The organism is Planococcus soli, assembly GCF_016881065.1.
Lineage (GTDB): Bacteria > Bacillota > Bacilli > Bacillales_A > Planococcaceae > Planococcus > Planococcus soli.
In genome coordinates this window covers 423,010-441,871 of sequence record NZ_WXYN01000051.1, presented here as the reverse complement: position 1 = coordinate 441,871, position 18,862 = coordinate 423,010, and the positions used below count along the sequence as shown (strand labels likewise).

Below are 18,862 nucleotides of genomic sequence, written 5' to 3'. Positions count from 1 at the left end.
TCTTTTATTCGTTTGCTTCCGTCATTTGCTGAACTGCCGTAATGAAAGCATCTCCGCGAATTTCAAAACTTTCGTATTGATCCCAGCTTGCACATGCAGGAGACAGCAGGATTGTGTCGCCGCTGGCTGACTGCTGAATCGCTTTCTCGACTGCATCGTCCATTCTTCCCGCTTGGACAATTGTCGGCACACCGCAATCTTCTGCAAATGCAGTAAATCGTTGTGCGGTCTCTCCAAAGGTAACCAGGACTTTGACACGGTTCATATACGGACGAATTTCTTCCAGGGAATGCTGTCGATCTAAACCGCCAGCCAATAAAATGATGTTTTCGGGGAAAGCTTCAAGTGCACTCTTTGTCGCTAGAGCATTGGTAGCTTTTGAATCGTTGTAGAATTTTCGGCCTTCCCACTCCACAATAAATTGTGAACGGTGCTTTACACCCGTAAACGAAGTCAATACCCGTATGATTGTTTCTTTTGTTCCACCTAAAATTAAAGTGGCCGCTGTTGCTGCCAGGATGTTTTCCAGATTATGCTGGCCGCCCAATATGATCTTTGAACGTTCGATCAATATTTCGCCTTGCCAATATACAAAATCATTGTCCGCACTGATGCTTGTAGGCGTACGGCCTTTCAATGTAAATGGCACAAGCTTGGCTTTGCAGTTTTTCGCATGATCAGCAAGTAGCGGCTGGTCTGCATTGTAGATAAAGTAATCTTCTTCTGTCTGATTTTCAGTAAGCTTCATTTTGGAAGCACGATAATCTTCAATCGTTCCATGATAATCCAAATGTGCTTCATATATATTTGTAATAATCGCGATTTCAGGACGGAAGTCTGCCGTGCCTTTCAGCTGGAATGAAGACAACTCAGTTACAATCACATTTTTGGCTCTCGCTTTTTCCGCAACTCCACTCGCCACTGTTCCGATATTTCCGGCAATGAGTGGATTTTTATTGTCCTGATTTAGCATATGGAACAATAAGGTTGTGGTGGTGGTTTTTCCATTTGATCCGGTAATTCCGATAAATGGCGCTTCGCTGATCAAATAGGCCAGTTCAATCTCAGTCCACACGGGAATGTTTTTCTCTATAGCAGATTCGATCAATATATTGGTATAAGGTATTCCCGGATTTTTCACAACCAGTTCAAAACCTTCTTCCAATAGATCTTCAGGATGTCTGCCGCAAATCACGGTAACGCCCATATTCAGTAATTCCTGTGCCTCTGGGTTCTCTTCAAATGGCTTAGAGTCATTGACGGTAACAAATGCTCCAAGCTTATGAAGGATTCGGGCAGCCGTGAAACCACTTTTAGCCAGCCCGAGAACCAATATTTTCTTTTGATATAATTGTGGCGCCTCTTTCATTTACATTACCTCCAAAAAGACTGCGATTGCCGCACTGATAAGACCGACTGACCAGAAAACAAGTACTACTTTCCATTCTGACCATCCGCTCAATTCGAAATGATGGTGAATCGGACTCATTTTAAAAATTCGTTTTTTGCGAAGTTTAAAGCTGCCTACCTGTAAAATGACCGAAGCTGTTTCAATTACGAATACCAGTCCGATCAGCAGCAGCAGAAATTCTTGTTTCAGCAGGATGGACACCATAGCCAAGGCACCGCCAAGAGCAAGCGAACCCGTATCGCCCATAAAGACTTTTGCAGGATATTTGTTGAAAATCAAAAATCCGAGCAATCCGCCGGTAACGGAAAAAGTGAAAATTGCAATTCCAATTTCGTCCTGGTAAATTGCCAAGACGCCAAATGCTGCAAAAGCGATTGATGCTGTTCCGGCTACCAGACCGTCTAAGCCATCCGTTAAATTGACTGCATTGGAAAATCCAACTAGCCAAAAAACAATGAAGAACACATAAAACCAGGATAGTTCCAGTGAAATATCGGTAAAAGGAACAGTGACTCCTGTTTCAAAATCAATCCCGCTCAAAACAAAGAACGAAATGACCGCTATCACAATTTGAGCAAGCAACTTCTGTAAAGAAGTCAATCCCAGATTGCGCTTTACTACGACTTTAATAAAGTCATCAAGAAAGCCGATCAGTCCATATCCGAAAAGAACCAACAACAAAATTAGTACTTTTGCGGACAATAAATCAGCTAGCCAGGCAACCAGTACAACAGTGACAATGATGGAAATTAAGAAAACCAGGCCGCCCATAGTAGGCGTGCCGGTTTTTTTCATATGCGACTGGGGGCCTTCTTCACGAATGCTTTGGCCAAACTTCATCCGTTTCAGCAGCGGAATAAAGATTGGCATCAGCACTATTGTTAATAATAAAGCAATTCCAAGACCCATTAATATATAAGTGTTCATTTATAGAGCTCCTTTAAACACGAGATTACTCGGTTGTTTCTTCTGTTTGTATTTCTGCCTGCAAATCAATTTCCGTTTCTTCGGCATCAGTTTCAAGTACAGCATCTTCCAAAGCTTCTTCTTCAGTCTGCTCCAGCTCTTCTTGCTCTTCAGCTTCTGCTTGCGCAGGATAGTAGATCTCAGGAGGATGAAGTTCTATCACCACAGGCTCATTATCCGTTATCGTTTCGCCTTCTGCAATGCTTTGCGTCAGAACGTAGCCCTGTCCAGCAATTTCCAGCAACAAACCACTTAATGATTGATATGCCAGCAGTTCACGTTTAGACCATCCGGTAAAATCTGGCAAAGTGGTTTCTCCCGCCGTCTTCAGGATAACCCGACCACCGTCGAGTATGGTGCTGCCAGCGTCTGGGTATTGAGAGACAACTTCTTCTGACTCTCCGGTAACCACAGCTTCTAGCCCCAATTCCTCTAAATCTTCAGAAGCTTCAGCTATCGATTGGCCGGTATAGTCTTCAACAGGCATAGTAGTTGCTTCCGCCATATTTTCTGGCTGGATATTCATATGTTTTAAGCTGTTTTCCATAACAGAAGTAAAAATTTTAGAAACCGGTACAGAGCCGTATTCATCCGCCGGTAAATCAGGTTGCTGTACGCCAATATAGATCAGCAGTTCCGGATCATCAGCTGGCGCCATTCCCAGGAAAGAAAACAAATAATTGTTTCTGCCTTGCAGATAGCCGCCGCCTTCTTTCGGAACTTGTGCAGTTCCTGTCTTGCCGGCTATGGTGTAATCCTGCAAAGCGAAACCTTGAGCCGAACCGACTTCAGAAGTAACGGTTGAGGCCAATACTTCTTTTACTTGTTCTGCGGTTTCTGCTGAAATAGGCTTACCTGCTTCTTCAGGTTCGCTTTTGACAGTCACTTCACCTGTGTCGGGGTTCTTGATTTGGTCGATGACGTACGGTTTCATCATAACACCCTCATTTGCAATCGCAGAGGCAGCTTGAATCATTTGAATAGGGGTTACAGTTGATCCCTGTCCGTAAGCGGTCGTTAACTTATTGATTGGGTATTGGTCGAGTATTGTGCCTGCTGCTTCTTTCGGCAAATCAATGCCTGTTTGTTCACCAAATCCAAAAGCATCAACGTAAGTCATAAACGTATCTGCCCCTAAACGCTCCAATAAATATGCCATCGAAACATTGGAAGAACGCTGGAAACCTTCCAGATAAGAAATAGTTCCCCAGCCGCGTCCACTATTGTGGTCGCCGATTGTACTGTCCAGCAGTGAGTAAGTACCAGACTTATAAGTGGCATTAGGATCCCATTTGCCTTCTTCAATCGCTGCTGCCAATGTAAACATTTTCATCGGAGAACCTGGCTCTATCGTCAGTTGAACGCTTTCGTTCAGCCAGTTTTCGGATAGTCCTTCTCGTGTGTTTGGATTGAATGTCGGACGCTGCGACATCGCTAGAATTTCTCCCGTTTCAGGGTCAGCAATCACGGCAATCATCCGTTTCGGGTCATATTCCTCTTGGACACCGGACATCGCATCTTCAAGAAAGTTCTGCAATGTCTTGTCCAGTGTCAACTGGACATCCGAACCATCTACAGCCGGAGTGACTGCAGATTCGCTGTTCGGCAACAGAAAACCCCATTTATCCGTATCAAACTCCATTTTACCATTTTTTCCAGTCAATGCCTCGTTGTGTATCGATTCCAGTCCCATTCGTCCCGTTGTTCTTGTTTCGCCATCTTCTAACTCTTCTTTCATGGCATAACCTACAAGATGAGAGGCAAACACGCCATTCGGGTAGAGACGTTTTAAATCACGAACAAATAACAGACCTGGTATTTCTTCTTCTTTCATCTCCAGCATTTGTGTGTGGCTGATTTCACGCCCGGCAGAACCAAACTCCACCTGATAGCGATCATTTTCAACTCCTGACTGAAGTGTTTCCAAAATACTTTCTTCGGAAGCATCCAGATAACCCGCTAACTTAGCTGCTGTTTCTTCAACATCCACGACATGTCGCGGATCACTTGCTTTTTGAGTTGCTGATTCGTCAAGTACGGCAACAAGTTTATATGTCAGCGTGTCTTCAGCAATGACTTCTCCGCTTCGGTCCAGTATGCGGCCCCGCTCGGCAGTCAGTACTTCCTCCTGGCTGTACTTGGCAGCCGCTCTGGCGGCCAGTTCCTGCCCTTCTACTTCTCCCGTGGCTTGAATTGTCACAATTCTAGTCAATAAAAGGAAAAAGAGCCCTGCAAATAACAAAAACAGCAGAAAGGCTCCTCCTTGAAATCGAAACTTTTTTTTCATTGTCCAGGCACTACCTTTACATTTTGCTCATTTAATTTTAGGCCAAGTTCTTTCGCTTTTGACCAAATGCGCTCATATGAAGACAGTTCGCTTACCTGTACCGACAAGTCTGTATTTTGCTTCGCTATTTCATTGACTGATTGTTCAATTGTTTGGATTTCCTGTGTAGAAGCCTGAATCGTTGATTGATTCTGGAGTACCAGCAAAGCGCACAAGATACAAACTGCTACGAAAGATAAATACAGTATTTTTTCACCTTTGGTAATTAACCCTTTTTTTCTTACCGGCTGCCGACTCGGATTTTGAGGAACGGCCGGCTGTTGGATGTAGGTTTCGGTTCTTGCATTCAACGCCATCTGAACACGTCCTTATTCGTTTATTTTTTCTGCAATGCGCAGCTTAGCGGATCTTGACCGATTATTATGTTCCAGCTCTTCTTCTGAAGGCAGAATTGGTTTTCTTGTGATTAGTTTTAGTCTTGGTTCCATCCCATCTGGAATTACCGGCAAATTCGGAGGCAATTCCGGAAGCGATGAAGATTCTTTAAAAATCGCTTTGCATAGCCGGTCTTCAAGCGAGTGGAAGGTGATGACACTAATTCTTCCTCCGATTGCCAAAAGATCGACAGCATCCTGCAAGGATGTCTCAGCTGCACCAAGTTCATCATTTACTGCGATTCGAATAGCCTGAAATACCCGTTTGGCGGGGTGGCCGCCTTTTCTGCGGGCAAAGGCGGGAATGCCGTCTTTAATGCATTCAACCAGCTGCCCAGTTGTTTCAATGGGATGCTTTTCTCTTGCAGCCTCGATTTTCCGAACAATTTGTTTAGAGAATTTTTCTTCGCCGTAGCGGTAAAAAATCCGGACTAAATCTTCGAATGACCATTCATTCACGACATGATAAGCGCTTAACTCTGCGCTTTGGTCCATCCGCATATCCAGCGGTGCGTCATTGTGGTAGCTGAATCCCCGTTCTGGTGTATCCAATTGCGGCGAAGAAACACCCAGGTCGTACAGAATGCCATCGACTTTTTCTACTCCGCGCATCTCCAATTCTTCTTTTAAAAATTTAAAGTTGGCATGGATAAATGTAATTCTATGTAAGTAATCTTGTAGTTTTTCTTTTGCATGAGCTATTGCCGTCGCGTCTTGATCAAAACAATATAAATGACCTTGGTCAGATAATTGCTGGACCAAATATTCGCTGTGTCCTGCTCCGCCCAGCGTACAATCTACATATATGCCGTCAGGACGAACGTTCAGACCATCGACAGTTTCATGCAGTAAAACCGTGGTGTGATTGAACAATCCATTCCCCCCGTTCACTTTTAAAAGTCAAAATCAGTTAAATTTTCCGCAATTTCATTAAAGGAATTTTCAGATGCTGCAAAATAGCTTTCCCATGAATCTTTTGCCCATATTTCAAAACGGTTGGACACACCCAAGATGATGCATTCTTTTTCAAGTTTCGCATAAGAAATTAATGTCATCGGTATATTGACGCGTCCCTGCTTATCAAGTTCCACTTCCGTGGCCCCTGAAAAAAAGAAACGTGTAAAAGCACGAGCGTCTTTTTTGGTAACCGGCAGCTCTTTTAGCTTTTCTTCAATTTTCTGCCATTCTTCCATAGTGTAGCCAAATAAGCACTGATCCAGGCCTCGGGTAATGACAAAATTTTCACCCAGCAGTTCACGAAACTTTGCCGGAACAATTAACCGTCCCTTTGCATCAACGCTATGTTGATATTCGCCCATGAACATACCCTTCACCCCACTTATTGTAATAAATGTACCACAATCCCCCACTTGTCACCACTTGTTTTTGAAATATTTCATGTTTGTTGCAATAAAATATCTCAACAAGTTATTTTGACATAAAAAAAGCCTGCATATGCAGGCTTTTTCCATTTATAAACAAATTATTTTGTGATTTTTGTCATATTGCATTGGAAGCGCTAAAAGATCTTTTACAAGTTCCGGACCATATTGATTCATATAAATAAATGGGCTGTAGATGCGTTCCTGGAAGCCGCCATTTGGCAGCAGTTCATTTTCAATGGAAGCGTAATGCCCAAACTCAATGCTGTTTTGCAGCACCACTTCATCCTGCAGCTTATTCTTCAGGAAATGCAACTGCTTGATGTGCAGTTGGAGGTTCTTTTCAACAATCGGTGCAAGGCCTTTGCTGATCGAAGAAAATTGGCGATGGATATCTTCGTAAGCAGATTCCAATTGCTGTTGAATTCCAACAATCAATTCTTCAGCTTCCTGTTCCCGGATCGACTCCATCAATTCATTTCTCATCACAGCAACTTGCTGATCTTTTGCTACATCCAAGAAACTTAAATTATATTTATCCAGCAAACGCTGAGTTTGGCGATTCACCAATGTCAGGCTCAGGCGCGGCATAATGACCGGAAGCTCCATGCCAACCACATTAAAAGCTCCTTTAAGCGCTGCCCAATAAGCGATTTCACCAGGTCCACCGACAAAAGCCAAGACCGGAAATACCATTTCCTGCATTAACGGCCGCGTCACGACATTATTGCTGAGGAGTTCCGGAGTTTTTTCAGCCACATCAAGAAGCTGCTCTTTGGTATAGCGGATAGCGCCGTTGTTCGCCACAAACTCCGCGCCTTCGCGCTCCAGCAGCAATCGTTCGCCTTTCACTGTAATGAAAAGATTTGCTGCTGTTTTCTCTGCACCAATTACTGCAGTGTAGCCATCCTTTAACAGCGACTCCTCTGAAGCTGCAACGGTTTCGGCAATGTCTTCAGCACGTTCGATCATTTCCATAAAATAAGGCGACTCATATTTTCGGAATTCTTGATCTGCCGCATCAATGTACAGTAAACCTTCCTCCTGGAAAAAATAATGGAGAAGCGAAGCGAAGAAATCGGTATAGGACAGGGAGCTTTCCAAAAAGCCAAAAGCCAGATCATGAAGTTCTTTTGAATGTTCGGTTTCAGGCAAACTGCGGAAATATTCTTCCAGGAAAGAGGCAATTTTGGGTTTGTTCAACATTGCCGAGGAAGCAGAGTTTTTGCCATATTCCGTATGCGGGATATTCAGCTTATCCACACGCCCATTCACTTCCCGGTAGAGGTGGCTGATTTCAGCCAAATCATGGTCTTCCCCGGCAATCCAGAAAACCGGCACCACTTTGGTATTTAGCTGCTCAGAAGCCTGTTTAGCCAAAACAATAACTGATATTGCTTTATGTACCGTATACAAAGGTCCTGTCAGAAGACCCGCCTGCTGTCCAGTGACAACTACCGGCGCCCCTTCTCTAAAGCTGGCTAAATTCTGCTTTGCTGCTTTTGATAATCCGTTGGGTGCCATGTAATTATGCAGGATGCCAGCCACTTTTTGGCGGTCGACAGAATGGCTTTGCAGTTTCTGTAATCGTTCTTCGAATGACTCCATCTGTGGGTCATAAGAAAAATATTGGCGGATAGCCGGTCTGCCATTTATATAATCACTCATCAATTTACTGGCTGGTTCTACGTAATGTTCCTCTACTTTCATGAAAAAAAGTCCCCTTTTCCCTTTACATTTAAAATCTACTATAGCAAACGCATCTCCTAAAGAAAAAAAATACGCCTGCTAAACTGATTTAATAACAACAATCACCAGTCCAACCAGCCAAACAAGAGCGTAAGCGGCGGACAACAGCAGGAAGTAGGTTCTCCATAGTTTCCGGAAAAACGGTATGATTTCAATTTCTTTGGCAGTTCTCCATTCAATGACCAAGAAGACGATCGCCAGTACAAGTGCAACAAAATAAATAATGGCTGAAACTGAATAGCCCCATAAGATATCCACCGATGCCGGCACCGAGAAGAACAGCAGGAATGTGGTAATATCAGATGCCAGTCCGAGTGCTTTCTTTCTTTTGCGTTTCAATGAAATAAAATAAACAATTATAAAAAGGAGAAAAGGAATATAGAGAAAGACAGAACCGATTGTTTGCAATAGCGTCATTTTTCTACCTCAACCGCTTTCAAAAGATGGTAAAAAGCTTTAAATAAGGGCAATTCCAACTTTGAACGATTTAGTACATACAACATCAATCCTTCAACCTCCATTGCATCGCCTGCCAGGCGATCTGCACACATGGCAGACACTTTGCCGGGTTCAGATGCACATAATGCGGCAACTTTTTCAATAGGCTGCAGCGATTCAATTTCCGGAAACGCCAAATACAATTCGTTATACAGTGTTCTAAACAATTCATAGGCGTGCGGGTTGGTGATCAGTTCCCCGTTTCGAATTTTCATTAGTGCTGTCAAGGGGTCAATCAGGCTGCTGAATAACAAGCTTTCAAAAAGCTGCTCTTCAATATTTTCCGCCCATGAGCTTTTCCATGCAGTGGTTTCCAACAAAGGCAGAAATTCCTCCGGATTACCCTTTACCGTTCCCAAAGTCATTTGTGGGGCTTTGGCAAAGCTGATCGTGTTGGCGTTCAGTTTGACACAATCCGTCTCGAGTATGGCAGCGGCAATATGCCGGTGAGCCAAAGTTCTCGCTTTTTCCAAAAATAGCATACCCTGCTGCAGAAAAATGATTTTGTTGCTCGGGCAGCGGATTTTCAGGAGCCTTAAGATCGGCGGCAATTCTTCATATGTCACCGTCAAAATAATAAAAGCATCCGGAGAAATGTGTTCAACATCCGTGTAAGCTTTTATAAGTTGGCGATTCTCACCATGTATAATTCCCTGCTTGTTAATTAATGCGGCTTGTTCTTCACGCTGTGCAATCACTTGCACGTCATGGCCCGCTTTTTTCAATAGATAGGCTGGCAGCAGTCCACTTGCTCCAGCTCCGATAATTGCATAATTCACGGAATCACTCCTTACAGTGCCACAATTTTTTCTTAAAAAAGAAGCCTGCCCATATTAGGCAGACTTCCAATAATAGTTTTTATTATACAGGATAAATCGGATGTTTTCGATATGGCAGCGGCAAATCTTTTGTTTCGTAAAAAGATAGGCGCTGGGAAAGCACAGAACGCAATTGATGAGGCGCCACAATTTCGTCGACGATCAATTCAGATGCCAGACGGTAAATGTCGATTTCCTCTTTGTATTCCTGATGTTTTTGCTGTACATATTGCAAACGTTCTTTAGGATCTTCAATCGCTTCAATTTTATTTGAGTAGACCGCGTTCACTGCCGCTTCAGGGCCCATTACCGCGATTTGCGCTGTCGGCAATGCAATGCAGACATCCGGTTCAAATGCAGGGCCAGCCATAGCGTAGAGACCGGCACCATATGCCTTGCGGACAATGACCGAAATTTTCGGCACTGTTGCCGAGCTCATGGCCGCGATAAATTTTGCGCCATGGCGTATAATGCCGGCCCGTTCGACTTTGGTTCCGATCATAAATCCTGGAACGTCAGCCAAGAACAACAATGGAATCGAGAAGGCGTCACACAGATTGATGAATTTTGCGCCTTTGTCGGCTGAATCACCGAACAGGACGCCGCCTTTGACTTTCGGCTGGTTGGCGAGTATGCCAATTACCTGGCCGTCAATACGCGCAATTCCTGTAATCAGTTCACCGGCAAAGAGCTTTTTGATATCAAAGAAGCTGCCTTCGTCGACCAATTGATCGATCAGTTCGTACATATCAAAAGGTGCATTTTGGTTTTCAGGAATGATTGCTTCCAGCGAGCGTCCGGCTTTCGCCGCTTTTCCCTCAATCTTTTCGGGCTTCATGGCAAAGTTTGCAGGAAAATTCAACAAATAGCGGCGCGCTTCTGAAATAGCTTCTTCTTCTGTGGCAACGAGGACATCCCCGACGCCGCTGACCGTGCAATGCATCCGTGCTCCACCCATTTCTTCAAGCGTCACTTTTTCGCCGATGACTTTTTCCGCCATACGCGGTGAGCCAAGATACATCGAGGCATTGCCGTCTACCATGATGACGATGTCACAGAAAGCGGGAATATAAGCGCCGCCTGCGGCAGATGGGCCAAACAACAGACATACTTGCGGCACCATGCCAGACATTCTCACTTGATTGTGGAAGATCTTCCCTGCCCCCCGGCGATTCGGGAACATGTCGAGCTGGTCAGTAATGCGGGCACCCGCTGAATCCACCAAATAAAGCATTGGTACTTGCATTTTTTCAGCAGTTTCCTGGATGCGGATGATTTTTTCGACGGTGCGCGAGCCCCATGATCCTGCTTTGACCGTTGAATCATTGGCCATTACACAAACAGTTTCCCCATTTACTTTGCCGATAGCCGTGACAACGCCATCAGCAGGCAGATCTTCTGCTTCCACATTGGCAAAACGCCCATCTTCCGCGTAATTTTCATCGTCGAACAAAAGTTTCAAACGGTCACGAACAAATAATTTATTGCTTTCTTTCATTTTTTCGTGGTATTTTTGCTGCCCCCCAGCAAAAATCTTCGCAAGCTTTTGTTCCAAACGTTCGTTGTACCCCGTAGTTTCCGTTGTTTTCGTCATTTCACTGTCCCCTTTGTTTGGAATCGTTTATTCGCCGACAGTCAGCAGCAGATCGCCTTCGTTGACAAAACCGCCGACTTCCACATGCACTTTTTCCACTTTGCCCCCAAATTCAGCTTCAATCGGAATTTCCATTTTCATCGATTCGATTGTCAATACAGCCTGACCAGCTGTTACAGCTTCCCCTTCTGCTGCTAAAATATTCAATACTGTTCCTGCCATAGACGCTTTTAATTCTCTCATAATGTGTGTTCCTCCTTGGTTTTTTCCATCCATTGCGGCAATACCGCTGTTGCGTAATCACCTGCTATAAATTCTTCTGATCTGATAAATTCTTTAAATAAGGAAATATTGGTTTTTACCCCTGCAATTTCAGTCTGGTTGAAAAATGTCTGTGATTTCGACAAGGCATCAACACGGTCGGACCCGCGTATAATAATTTTTGAAATCATTGGATCGTAGAAAGGCGTCACTAAATTGCCTTCTTCATAACCGGTTTCAATCCGTGCGCCTTCACCCCACTGAAGCTTTTCAAGCTTTCCTGGAGAAGGGAAAAAGGTTTTCGGGTCTTCCGCATAAATACGGTATTCAATGGCGTGGCCTTTGGATTCGATCGTGTCTTGTGCGGGCAGTTCTCCGCCTCCTGCTACAATCAGCTGCCATTCAACCAGATCCAGCCCCGTCACTTCTTCTGTCACCGGGTGCTCCACCTGCAGACGCGTATTCATTTCAAGGAAATAAAATTCATTGTTTGGGCTGACGATAAATTCCACAGTACCGGCATTTGTATAGCCAACCGCTCTCCCAGCCTGCAGTGCGGCTTCACAAAGGCGTTCGCGCACATCCTGCGGCAAATTCGGCGAAGGCGACTCTTCAATTACTTTCTGGTTTCGGCGCTGAACCGAGCAGTTGCGTTCATACAAATGAACCAGATTGCCTTGGTGGTCACCGAAAATCTGCACTTCGATGTGACGGGCATCGGCAATGAATTTTTCCAGGTACACAATATCATCGCCAAAATAGGCCTTGGCCCGGTTTTTAACCGAAGCAAACTGTTGAGTGAGCGCTTGTTCACTTTCGCAGCGCACCATGCCGATGCCGCCACCGCCTGCACTCGCTTTCAGCATCAAGGGATAGCCGATAACTATTGCTTCCTGCAAAGCTTCTTCAAGCGTTGCCACGCCTTCTTCTGTACCCGGAACCACAGGCACCCCAGCCTGTTTCATGGTTCTTCGGGACTGGATCTTGTCTCCCATTTTTTCGATGATATCGCTTGAAGGACCGATGAAAATCATTCCCGCTTCTGCCACTTTGCGTGCAAAATCGGCATTTTCCGATAACAGGCCATATCCGGGATGAATAGCATCCACTCCGTGTTTCTTGGCTTCCTCAATAATTTTTTCAATTTGCAAGTAAGACTGCACGACCGGATTGGGACCGATCAGTACAGCTTGGGTCGCTTCACCGACGTAAGGCAGATCCCCATCTGCCTCAGAATGAATAGCGACCGTTTCGATTCCAAGGCGTTCGCATGTCCGAATAATTCGGCGTGCGATCTCTCCCCGGTTAGCGATCAGGATTTTTTTCATATTTAAAATACCCCCTATGTTTTCTCCCTTCTATAGCATATACGAATTTTGTAAGCGATTTCAACTATTCGCCGAAATATTTCTTTTCAAAGTAAATCGAATAGCAGAATCTTCTTTCTCACATCGCTCGGGCTGCTTTGGGCAGCTCGCCCGAAAGCGGAGCTGATTTGCGGAATATCAGCAGGCACCAATCAATAGTTCTACGTATATTAATTTTATTGCCGGCAAAACCAAAAATGAAATCCCTCCGAAAAGGGATTTCATTTTTGGGATTTATTGAGGAAATTATCGACTGCATCGTGGTGGGCGTCTTTTTCCCACAGGATGGCGCATCTTCTGACTTCCTGTTCGACACGTTCCTGCAGACCGGTCATGTGCCATTTGCGGATGGCCATTTCCTTGTAGGCACGGTGAACATCTGGATGGATTTTTTTCATTGATTTGAAAAACTCTTCAAGGTCCTGCTCGTTGTGAATAACAGCGGATGCCCAACCCAGTTCTTTCATCTCGTTTGCGGTATACACTTTCGCTTCACTGAGCATTTTCAAAGCTTTATCGTGCTGCAGCGTTTCCAGAAGATAAGTGCCGCCTCCCCAGCCGCTGGTGATGGCAAGAGTGCCTTGGATAAAGCCGCATTTTGCATGATCCCATACAAGCCTGTAATCACACGCTGTAGCGATTTCGCAGCCGCCGCCGACTGCAGCGCCATTAACCACCGCTACAACCGGTACAGGCAGTGTTTTGACTGAATACAGCACATCGCTCATTCGCTTCAGCATTCCATAGGCCTGTTCTTCTGTCCGAAGCGCATGAAAAACCGAAAGGTCGCCCCCTGAACAAAAAGCTTGCTTGCCGGATGCTGTAATGATGACGAGCCGGATAGAAGGGTCTTGTGCTTTTTGCACCAACTCTTCAAGCCCTGCTGTCACTTCGTCATTTACTGCGTTGCGGATATGGGGCCGGTCTATCGTAAATGTCATGATGCCGTCCTTAAGGTCAATGGTGTAAGACATTCAAATCCCTCTTTTCAGGCGAATTCCTGCAGGAAGCACAAATCCGCTGCTTGCTTATGTATAGAGAAAAAGGCTATCGAGAGCCATGGCCTCTCAATAGCCTTTCAGCAGCAAATACTGTTTTATTTGCTTGCTACTACTTCTTTACCTTTGTACGATCCACATGCTTTGCAGACGTGGTGAGCCAATTTACTTTCGCCACAGCTTGGGCAAATTACCATGCCCGGCACTGACAATTTAAAATGTGTACGGCGTTTTCTTTTAGCGGTTTTGGACGTTCTTCTAGCTGGTACAGCCATTGGTGACACCTCCTTACACTAATTCTATTCATCTGACTGATCAAAATACTTTGCTAAATCAGCAAGTCTTGGATCTGGTTTTGGTGGTGCCGCTTCTTTCTCGGCTTCGTACTCTTCGTCTGTTGAATACGACCAATCGTTTCCGCCTTTTATAACGGATTGATCGGCGTCTTCCTTAAACACCTGTATCGGTATCTGCAGCAAAACTAGTTCTTCCAGTATCGGCTGAAGATCAATGACTTCAGTTTCTACTGCGTGAACATCACTAAGCTTGTCTTCTCCGGCCTCTTCAGACCAATCAAAGACTTCAACCGAGTCGACATTAATCGGAAACTCAACATCCTCCCAAGTTCTGGCACAAGGCAGCGTGAGCATGCCTTCGAGATGGAGTTGGCACGTTAATTGTTGCGAACCAATTGTGCAATGTCCTGTAACATGTACAGGTGAAATTTCCCGAATATCGCTATTCCGTGATTTCACTGCTTCCAAATGGACCATTTGGTCAATTGGCAGTCCGTCTCTGCGATGCTTTTGAAGCTGTTGAATCGCTATTTTCATAAGTAATCACCTCAAGACAACAAAGTTGATTATATAATGCACAGAAAAAGATGTCAAGAAAAAATCTTGTCACTCTATTTCAAACATCGGTATACTAGATTTAATTCTACCAAAGAGGTGAGCAGATTGAAAGCTGTAGGAATTATTGTTGAGTACAACCCTTTCCATAATGGTCATCTCCATCATGCAGAGCAGGCGCGTGCGGAGTCAGGCGCAGACCTGGTCATTGCAGTTATGAGCGGTCAGTTTCTGCAGCGCGGGGAACCGGCGTTTGCCGATAAATGGGCACGGACACAAATGGCGCTGGATGCTGGCATCGATCTGGTGATTGAACTTCCTTATGTCTATGCAACGGCGCAGGCATCCGATTTTGCTAAAGGTGGGATTGCATTGCTCGAGGCAATCGGCTGCTCATCTTTTTGCTTTGGCAGTGAACAAGGAGCGATCGCCCCTTTCCTGAACTCCCGCCAGCTGCTGACAGAACATGCAGCTGAATACCAATATCTCATCCACGAGGCTGTCCAAACTGGCATCAGCTACCCAAAAGCCCTAAACACTGCCTATAAGGCTTTAACGGCTGACCGTGAGGGGTTTGCCGATTTGACGCAGCCGAACAATATTTTAGGATTTCATTATTTGGAAGCGGCCCAACGCCTCGGTTCTTCCATGGAACCGCTGACGATTCAGCGGATTGGCGCCAACTACCATGACTCTATCGAAGCGGGGCTGCCGATTGCCAGTGCGACCGGAATTCGTGAAGCTTTTTTTAAAGGGGATTCAGTCGAGCAGTTGTCGGCTTATATGCCAGAAACGTCCATCGCCGCATTAAAAAATAGTGAAAATGAATATGGCACTTTCGGCAGTTGGGAAGGATTTTATCCGTTGCTGCGATTTACTATTTTGCGTGAAGGCGCGGAGCGGCTGAAACAGTACGCCGAAGTAACCGAAGGCATTGAAAACTTGATCTACCAATCTGCGAAAACAGCGGACAACTTTGAAGCTTTTATTGCCCTTGTCAAATCCAAACGCTTTACGAGGACCCGAATTCAGCGGATGATGACGCATATTTTTACTGGATTTACGTGGCAAGCGCTGCATTCTTTTACAGGCCCTGAATATATCAGGCTTCTCGGCATGTCTAGCACAGGAAGACTTTATTTAAACCATATAAAAAAGAATATCACGCTTCCCTTGGTGAGCCGCGCAGCTGATCTGAACGGCCCGATGGGGAAACTTGATATTCATGCCACTGCCATGTACCTGCAGGGATTGGGTAGTACAGATATGAAAAAAGAATTTACCACACCGCCGATTTACCGGGGTTGAAGCTCATCCAAAAATGCTAATGCATCTTCAATGGTATCCACCGGAACAATTTCCATCGCTGTTTCGATGTTTTCTGCAGTTTCAACGGCGATTGCATAATTGCTGTCGCCTCCGCCTTCCACCGCTTCATTTGGAGCAAAGAAAATATCGATGTCTGCAGAATCGGCCGCCATGATTTTTTGATCAATGCCCCCAATTCTTCCTATAGATCCATCGCTTTCCATAGTTCCTGTGCCGGCGATATTATAACCTTTTGTAATGTCTTCGTCCACCAATTGGTTGAGGATTTCGAGTGTGAACATCAGGCCAGCTGAAGGCCCACCGATTGCATCAGAATCGATTTCCACTTCAGGGGTTGTTTCAATGCTCTTGTCTTCAACAAAAGAAATGCCCAAGCCGACTCGGTCGGGATCGGTCGGCAACGGCGCCAATTCAATCTCCGTGCTGATTTCGCGGTCTTCGCGCTCATAAAGCACTTCCACCACCTGCCCATCTTCTTTATCACTTAAATAATCGATAAGCTCCTGCATTTCGGTAAAGTTATTGCCATCCACATTAAGTACTCGGTCTCCTGGCGCTAATACTCCATCCGCCGCTCCTCCCGTCAGTACATTTAGGACAAAGACCCCGTTGTTGCTGATTTCGTAAGGCAGTTCTGCCTGTTGAAACGCAATCTGCAGAGCATTCACCTGCGAATCGGACATGAGCTTCAGCTGGCGCACATTGTATTCTTCATCACTTTCGTGCGGGCTTCGGACCTGTTCCGGAGGCAAAATTTTATAGCCGTCCTGAAATTGCGACCAGACGTATAAAGCAGGAGTTGCTGTCAGCATGGAAACCGTCATTAAGCTAAGGCTTCCTGCATCATCTTCATCACCGCCCGCCACTTGTACCAGTGGCGACAGTTCGTAAGCGCCGCCCGGCCTTGTGATATACGAGTCCAGTTGGTAAGAGGACAGAAAAACTATAAGAGCCATCATAATAACGAGAGTCAGTAATCGTTTACTTTTCATGCAGCTCTTCCTTTCCTTGGATGAAATCATTGTTGTCTGGGGTCTGCATAAGAAAAAAGCCACGAAATTCGTGACTTACTGAAATTTCAAATGAAGGGCTTTTTCAACTGCTTCGGGCACCAAGCCCGTAATATTGCCTTTGTATTTTGCCACTTCTTTAACAATGCTCGAGCTTAGGAATGAATACTGGTTATTCGATACCATAAACAAAGTTTCTATATCTTCATTTAAAAAACGGTTCATCGATGTAATTTGCATCTCATATTCAAAATCACTGACTGCACGCAGTCCGCGTATGATGGCATTCGCTTTTACTTCTACTGAATAATCGATCAGCAAGCCGGAAAATGAATCCACTTTAACGTTTGGGATAGACTGCGTTACTTCCGCTATCAGCTCCATGCGCTCATTCACATCAAATAACGGATTTTTGGATGAATTATTCATTACCACAACTTTCACTTCATCAAAAATTTTTGACGCCCGTTTAATAATATCCAGATGCCCCATTGTAATGGGATCAAAACTTCCTGGAACTACTGCAATTTTAGTCAATACGTTCTCCTTCTTCCCCCTGGTAACGGTAAATTGAAATAATGGTACTGCCGTAAAGCTCTTTCTTATAACGCTCAAAATACCTGGTCCGATCCGGAAGCTCTACTTCCCTATCGTGTTCACAGACTATAATGGCATCTTTTGTGACAATTTCCAATTCTCCCGCTTTATCCATGAGGTCGTAGGACTTTTTCATGTGGTACGGCGGATCCAGAAACAGCAGACGCGCTTGTATGCCGTTTTTTTTAATGGCTTTGACTGCGCGTTCTGCATCAGCCCGGTAAACTTCTGCACGGTCCGATAAACGCGTTTTTTCCAAGTTTGCCTGAATGGTTTCCACTGCCCGTTTGTCTTTATCGGTAAAAATGACCTGATCAATGCCACGGCTGAGGGCTTCAATGCCTAGTCCGCCGCTGCCCGCAAACAAATCCAGCGCGTAGCCGCCGTCAAAAAACGGTCCGATCATATTGAAAATGGATTCCTTTACTTTGTCTGTCGTCGGTCTGGTTGAATTGCCAGGCACCGCTTTTAACGGAATCCCTTTAACTGAGCCTGCTACAACACGCATATTATCGCCTCTAACTTAAATGATTTTCTTGATGCATTTTTAGTGCATAATGGTAAAATGGAGACTGGAAAGGACGTGACATGATGATTCAACGTTTTATTGAACTTGGAGAAGGGTACGGAGATATTTACGAACTCCGTGAACTCATTACAAGCAATCAGCAGCGCTTTATGCATGGATTTGTTTTTGTTTCTACAAATTCACAAGGACAGGATGTCTTATCGATTGCAGCTGTATTCAAACCCGCTTCTGAAGGCAACTTTATGCCGATTTATCTTTGCCGCGAAGGGATCCCGCTCGATTCCAAGCGTTTGGACATTTTCGAGCAAACTGTTTTAGAACTTGGTTATACCCCCATCAAAATGGAAGTCAAGCATTCATCCGTGTACGCAGATAGAAAATTCTACCATAGCCACTTGATTTCGGTTTTAAGATTGAACCATTATATTCCGCCAATGCAATAATCAAAGGCCGATTTTGTAATCGTATTCCTTTGCTTTATCAGGCTTAGCATTTTCATATTCCGTTTTGAGCATTGGGCGATAGGATTCGAGCACTTGTTTTACATATGGCAATTTATTTAATTTCGTTTTGGTTGCTTCTATGGCATCCTGATCCATATACAGGACTACATATTTCAATTTGCGGGAAATATAGTGGACATGCCCGAACTTCCGCAGCGATTTAGCTTGTTTCAAATGATGCACATAGACAATGAGGCCTTGGCGATCATGCATAAGTATCCCTCTTTTCTTAGCTTCTAGAATACCATAGGAAAGAAAAAAGCCGCAACCGAATAAAC

At 44.8% G+C, this 18,862-nt stretch carries 21 protein-coding genes; 2 read left to right on the top strand and 19 right to left on the bottom strand.

What is annotated here, in order from left to right; genetic code table 11:
* Positions 1-4: 4 nt before the first annotated feature.
* The 15 genes from murD to GJB59_RS16850 form a co-directional block, all read right to left on the bottom strand.
* Positions 5-1,369, bottom strand: a complete 1,365-nt coding sequence (gene murD, locus GJB59_RS16920) for a UDP-N-acetylmuramoyl-L-alanine--D-glutamate ligase (protein ID WP_142826632.1) — start codon at positions 1,367-1,369, stop codon at positions 5-7.
* Positions 1,370-2,338, bottom strand: a complete 969-nt coding sequence (gene mraY, locus GJB59_RS16915; RefSeq protein ID WP_142826633.1) for a phospho-N-acetylmuramoyl-pentapeptide-transferase — start codon at positions 2,336-2,338, stop codon at positions 1,370-1,372.
* A gap of 25 nt (positions 2,339-2,363) precedes the next feature.
* Complete coding sequence (locus GJB59_RS16910) at positions 2,364-4,664, bottom strand: penicillin-binding protein (protein WP_142826634.1); 2,301 nt, start codon at positions 4,662-4,664, stop codon at positions 2,364-2,366.
* Positions 4,661-5,020, bottom strand: coding sequence for a cell division protein FtsL (ftsL, locus tag GJB59_RS16905; RefSeq protein ID WP_142826635.1), 360 nt, complete (start codon positions 5,018-5,020; stop codon positions 4,661-4,663). The genes GJB59_RS16910 and ftsL overlap by 4 nt, the downstream gene beginning before the upstream one ends.
* Before the next feature lie 12 nt (positions 5,021-5,032).
* The gene (gene rsmH, locus GJB59_RS16900; RefSeq protein ID WP_142826636.1) at positions 5,033-5,971 is read right to left on the bottom strand and encodes a 16S rRNA (cytosine(1402)-N(4))-methyltransferase RsmH; all 939 of its coding nucleotides are present in this window, start codon (positions 5,969-5,971) and stop codon (positions 5,033-5,035) included.
* Between the two features lie 20 nt (positions 5,972-5,991).
* On the bottom strand, positions 5,992-6,423 hold the full coding sequence (gene mraZ, locus GJB59_RS16895) for a division/cell wall cluster transcriptional repressor MraZ (RefSeq protein ID WP_142826637.1): 432 nt from the start codon (positions 6,421-6,423) through the stop codon (positions 5,992-5,994).
* A gap of 147 nt (positions 6,424-6,570) precedes the next feature.
* A complete protein-coding gene (bshC, locus tag GJB59_RS16890) occupies positions 6,571-8,190 on the bottom strand; it encodes a bacillithiol biosynthesis cysteine-adding enzyme BshC (RefSeq protein WP_142826638.1) in 1,620 nt (539 codons plus the stop codon).
* 78 nt (positions 8,191-8,268) lie between these two features.
* Positions 8,269-8,646 carry a DUF3397 domain-containing protein gene (locus GJB59_RS16885; protein ID WP_142826639.1) on the bottom strand — a complete coding sequence of 126 codons (378 nt, stop codon included), beginning with the start codon at positions 8,644-8,646 and terminating at the stop codon, positions 8,269-8,271.
* Positions 8,643-9,506, bottom strand: coding sequence for a ketopantoate reductase family protein (locus tag GJB59_RS19320; RefSeq protein WP_142826640.1), 864 nt, complete (start codon positions 9,504-9,506; stop codon positions 8,643-8,645). Before GJB59_RS19320 ends, GJB59_RS16885 begins: the two co-directional genes overlap by 4 nt.
* A gap of 82 nt (positions 9,507-9,588) precedes the next feature.
* Complete coding sequence (locus GJB59_RS16875; protein WP_142826641.1) at positions 9,589-11,139, bottom strand: acyl-CoA carboxylase subunit beta; 1,551 nt, start codon at positions 11,137-11,139, stop codon at positions 9,589-9,591.
* A 27-nt stretch (positions 11,140-11,166) separates the two neighbouring features.
* Positions 11,167-11,382, bottom strand: a complete 216-nt coding sequence (locus tag GJB59_RS16870; protein ID WP_142826642.1) for a biotin/lipoyl-containing protein — start codon at positions 11,380-11,382, stop codon at positions 11,167-11,169.
* Entirely contained in the window at positions 11,379-12,728 is a 1,350-nt protein-coding gene (locus GJB59_RS16865; RefSeq protein ID WP_142826643.1) for an acetyl-CoA carboxylase biotin carboxylase subunit, read from the bottom strand. Before GJB59_RS16865 ends, GJB59_RS16870 begins: the two co-directional genes overlap by 4 nt.
* Positions 12,729-12,988: 260 nt before the next feature.
* On the bottom strand, positions 12,989-13,741 hold the full coding sequence (locus tag GJB59_RS16860) for an enoyl-CoA hydratase/isomerase family protein (protein WP_142826644.1): 753 nt from the start codon (positions 13,739-13,741) through the stop codon (positions 12,989-12,991).
* Positions 13,742-13,863: 122 nt separating this feature from the next.
* Positions 13,864-14,040: a 50S ribosomal protein L32 gene (gene rpmF / locus GJB59_RS16855; RefSeq protein ID WP_006828847.1), complete on the bottom strand. Its 177-nt coding sequence runs from the start codon at positions 14,038-14,040 to the stop codon at positions 13,864-13,866.
* A gap of 24 nt (positions 14,041-14,064) precedes the next feature.
* A complete protein-coding gene (locus tag GJB59_RS16850; RefSeq protein WP_142826645.1) occupies positions 14,065-14,598 on the bottom strand; it encodes a YceD family protein in 534 nt (177 codons plus the stop codon).
* 126 nt (positions 14,599-14,724) lie between these two features.
* Here GJB59_RS16850 and GJB59_RS16845 point away from each other — a divergent pair, with 126 nt between their 5' ends.
* Positions 14,725-15,924, top strand: a complete 1,200-nt coding sequence (locus tag GJB59_RS16845) for a nucleotidyltransferase (protein WP_142826646.1) — start codon at positions 14,725-14,727, stop codon at positions 15,922-15,924.
* On the opposite strand, the gene GJB59_RS16840 is transcribed toward GJB59_RS16845, so the two are convergent.
* The 3 genes from GJB59_RS16840 to rsmD form a co-directional block, all read right to left on the bottom strand.
* Complete coding sequence (locus tag GJB59_RS16840; RefSeq protein WP_142826647.1) at positions 15,912-16,937, bottom strand: SepM family pheromone-processing serine protease; 1,026 nt, start codon at positions 16,935-16,937, stop codon at positions 15,912-15,914. The two genes, GJB59_RS16845 and GJB59_RS16840, sit on opposite strands and share 13 nt — an antisense overlap.
* 75 nt (positions 16,938-17,012) lie before the next feature.
* Positions 17,013-17,492: a pantetheine-phosphate adenylyltransferase gene (gene coaD / locus GJB59_RS16835; RefSeq protein WP_142826648.1), complete on the bottom strand. Its 480-nt coding sequence runs from the start codon at positions 17,490-17,492 to the stop codon at positions 17,013-17,015.
* Positions 17,485-18,060, bottom strand: coding sequence for a 16S rRNA (guanine(966)-N(2))-methyltransferase RsmD (gene rsmD / locus GJB59_RS16830; protein WP_142826649.1), 576 nt, complete (start codon positions 18,058-18,060; stop codon positions 17,485-17,487). Before rsmD ends, coaD begins: the two co-directional genes overlap by 8 nt.
* Positions 18,061-18,143: 83 nt before the next feature.
* Here rsmD and GJB59_RS16825 point away from each other — a divergent pair, with 83 nt between their 5' ends.
* Positions 18,144-18,524, top strand: a complete 381-nt coding sequence (locus GJB59_RS16825) for a DUF7147 family protein (RefSeq protein ID WP_142826650.1) — start codon at positions 18,144-18,146, stop codon at positions 18,522-18,524.
* On the opposite strand, the gene GJB59_RS16820 is transcribed toward GJB59_RS16825, so the two are convergent.
* Positions 18,525-18,797, bottom strand: coding sequence for a YlbG family protein (locus GJB59_RS16820; RefSeq protein WP_142826651.1), 273 nt, complete (start codon positions 18,795-18,797; stop codon positions 18,525-18,527).
* Positions 18,798-18,862: the final 65 nt, after the last annotated feature.

Coding starts and splice junctions, on each gene's coding strand:
- mraZ (WP_142826637.1), bottom strand. CDS start 6,423: ATGTTCATGGGCGAATATCAACATAGCGTTGATGCAAAGGGACGGTTA.
- GJB59_RS16825 (WP_142826650.1), top strand. CDS start 18,144: ATGATTCAACGTTTTATTGAACTTGGAGAAGGGTACGGAGATATTTAC.
- ftsL (WP_142826635.1), bottom strand. CDS start 5,020: ATGGCGTTGAATGCAAGAACCGAAACCTACATCCAACAGCCGGCCGTT.
- murD (WP_142826632.1), bottom strand. CDS start 1,369: ATGAAAGAGGCGCCACAATTATATCAAAAGAAAATATTGGTTCTCGGG.
- GJB59_RS16850 (WP_142826645.1), bottom strand. CDS start 14,598: ATGAAAATAGCGATTCAACAGCTTCAAAAGCATCGCAGAGACGGACTG.
- GJB59_RS16840 (WP_142826647.1), bottom strand. CDS start 16,937: ATGAAAAGTAAACGATTACTGACTCTCGTTATTATGATGGCTCTTATA.
- GJB59_RS16885 (WP_142826639.1), bottom strand. CDS start 8,646: ATGACGCTATTGCAAACAATCGGTTCTGTCTTTCTCTATATTCCTTTT.
- rpmF (WP_006828847.1), bottom strand. CDS start 14,040: ATGGCTGTACCAGCTAGAAGAACGTCCAAAACCGCTAAAAGAAAACGC.
- GJB59_RS16875 (WP_142826641.1), bottom strand. CDS start 11,139: ATGACGAAAACAACGGAAACTACGGGGTACAACGAACGTTTGGAACAA.
- mraY (WP_142826633.1), bottom strand. CDS start 2,338: ATGAACACTTATATATTAATGGGTCTTGGAATTGCTTTATTATTAACA.
- GJB59_RS16820 (WP_142826651.1), bottom strand. CDS start 18,797: ATGCATGATCGCCAAGGCCTCATTGTCTATGTGCATCATTTGAAACAA.
- GJB59_RS16865 (WP_142826643.1), bottom strand. CDS start 12,728: ATGAAAAAAATCCTGATCGCTAACCGGGGAGAGATCGCACGCCGAATT.
- bshC (WP_142826638.1), bottom strand. CDS start 8,190: ATGAAAGTAGAGGAACATTACGTAGAACCAGCCAGTAAATTGATGAGT.
- GJB59_RS16870 (WP_142826642.1), bottom strand. CDS start 11,382: ATGAGAGAATTAAAAGCGTCTATGGCAGGAACAGTATTGAATATTTTA.
- GJB59_RS16910 (WP_142826634.1), bottom strand. CDS start 4,664: ATGAAAAAAAAGTTTCGATTTCAAGGAGGAGCCTTTCTGCTGTTTTTG.
- rsmD (WP_142826649.1), bottom strand. CDS start 18,060: ATGCGTGTTGTAGCAGGCTCAGTTAAAGGGATTCCGTTAAAAGCGGTG.
- GJB59_RS16860 (WP_142826644.1), bottom strand. CDS start 13,741: ATGTCTTACACCATTGACCTTAAGGACGGCATCATGACATTTACGATA.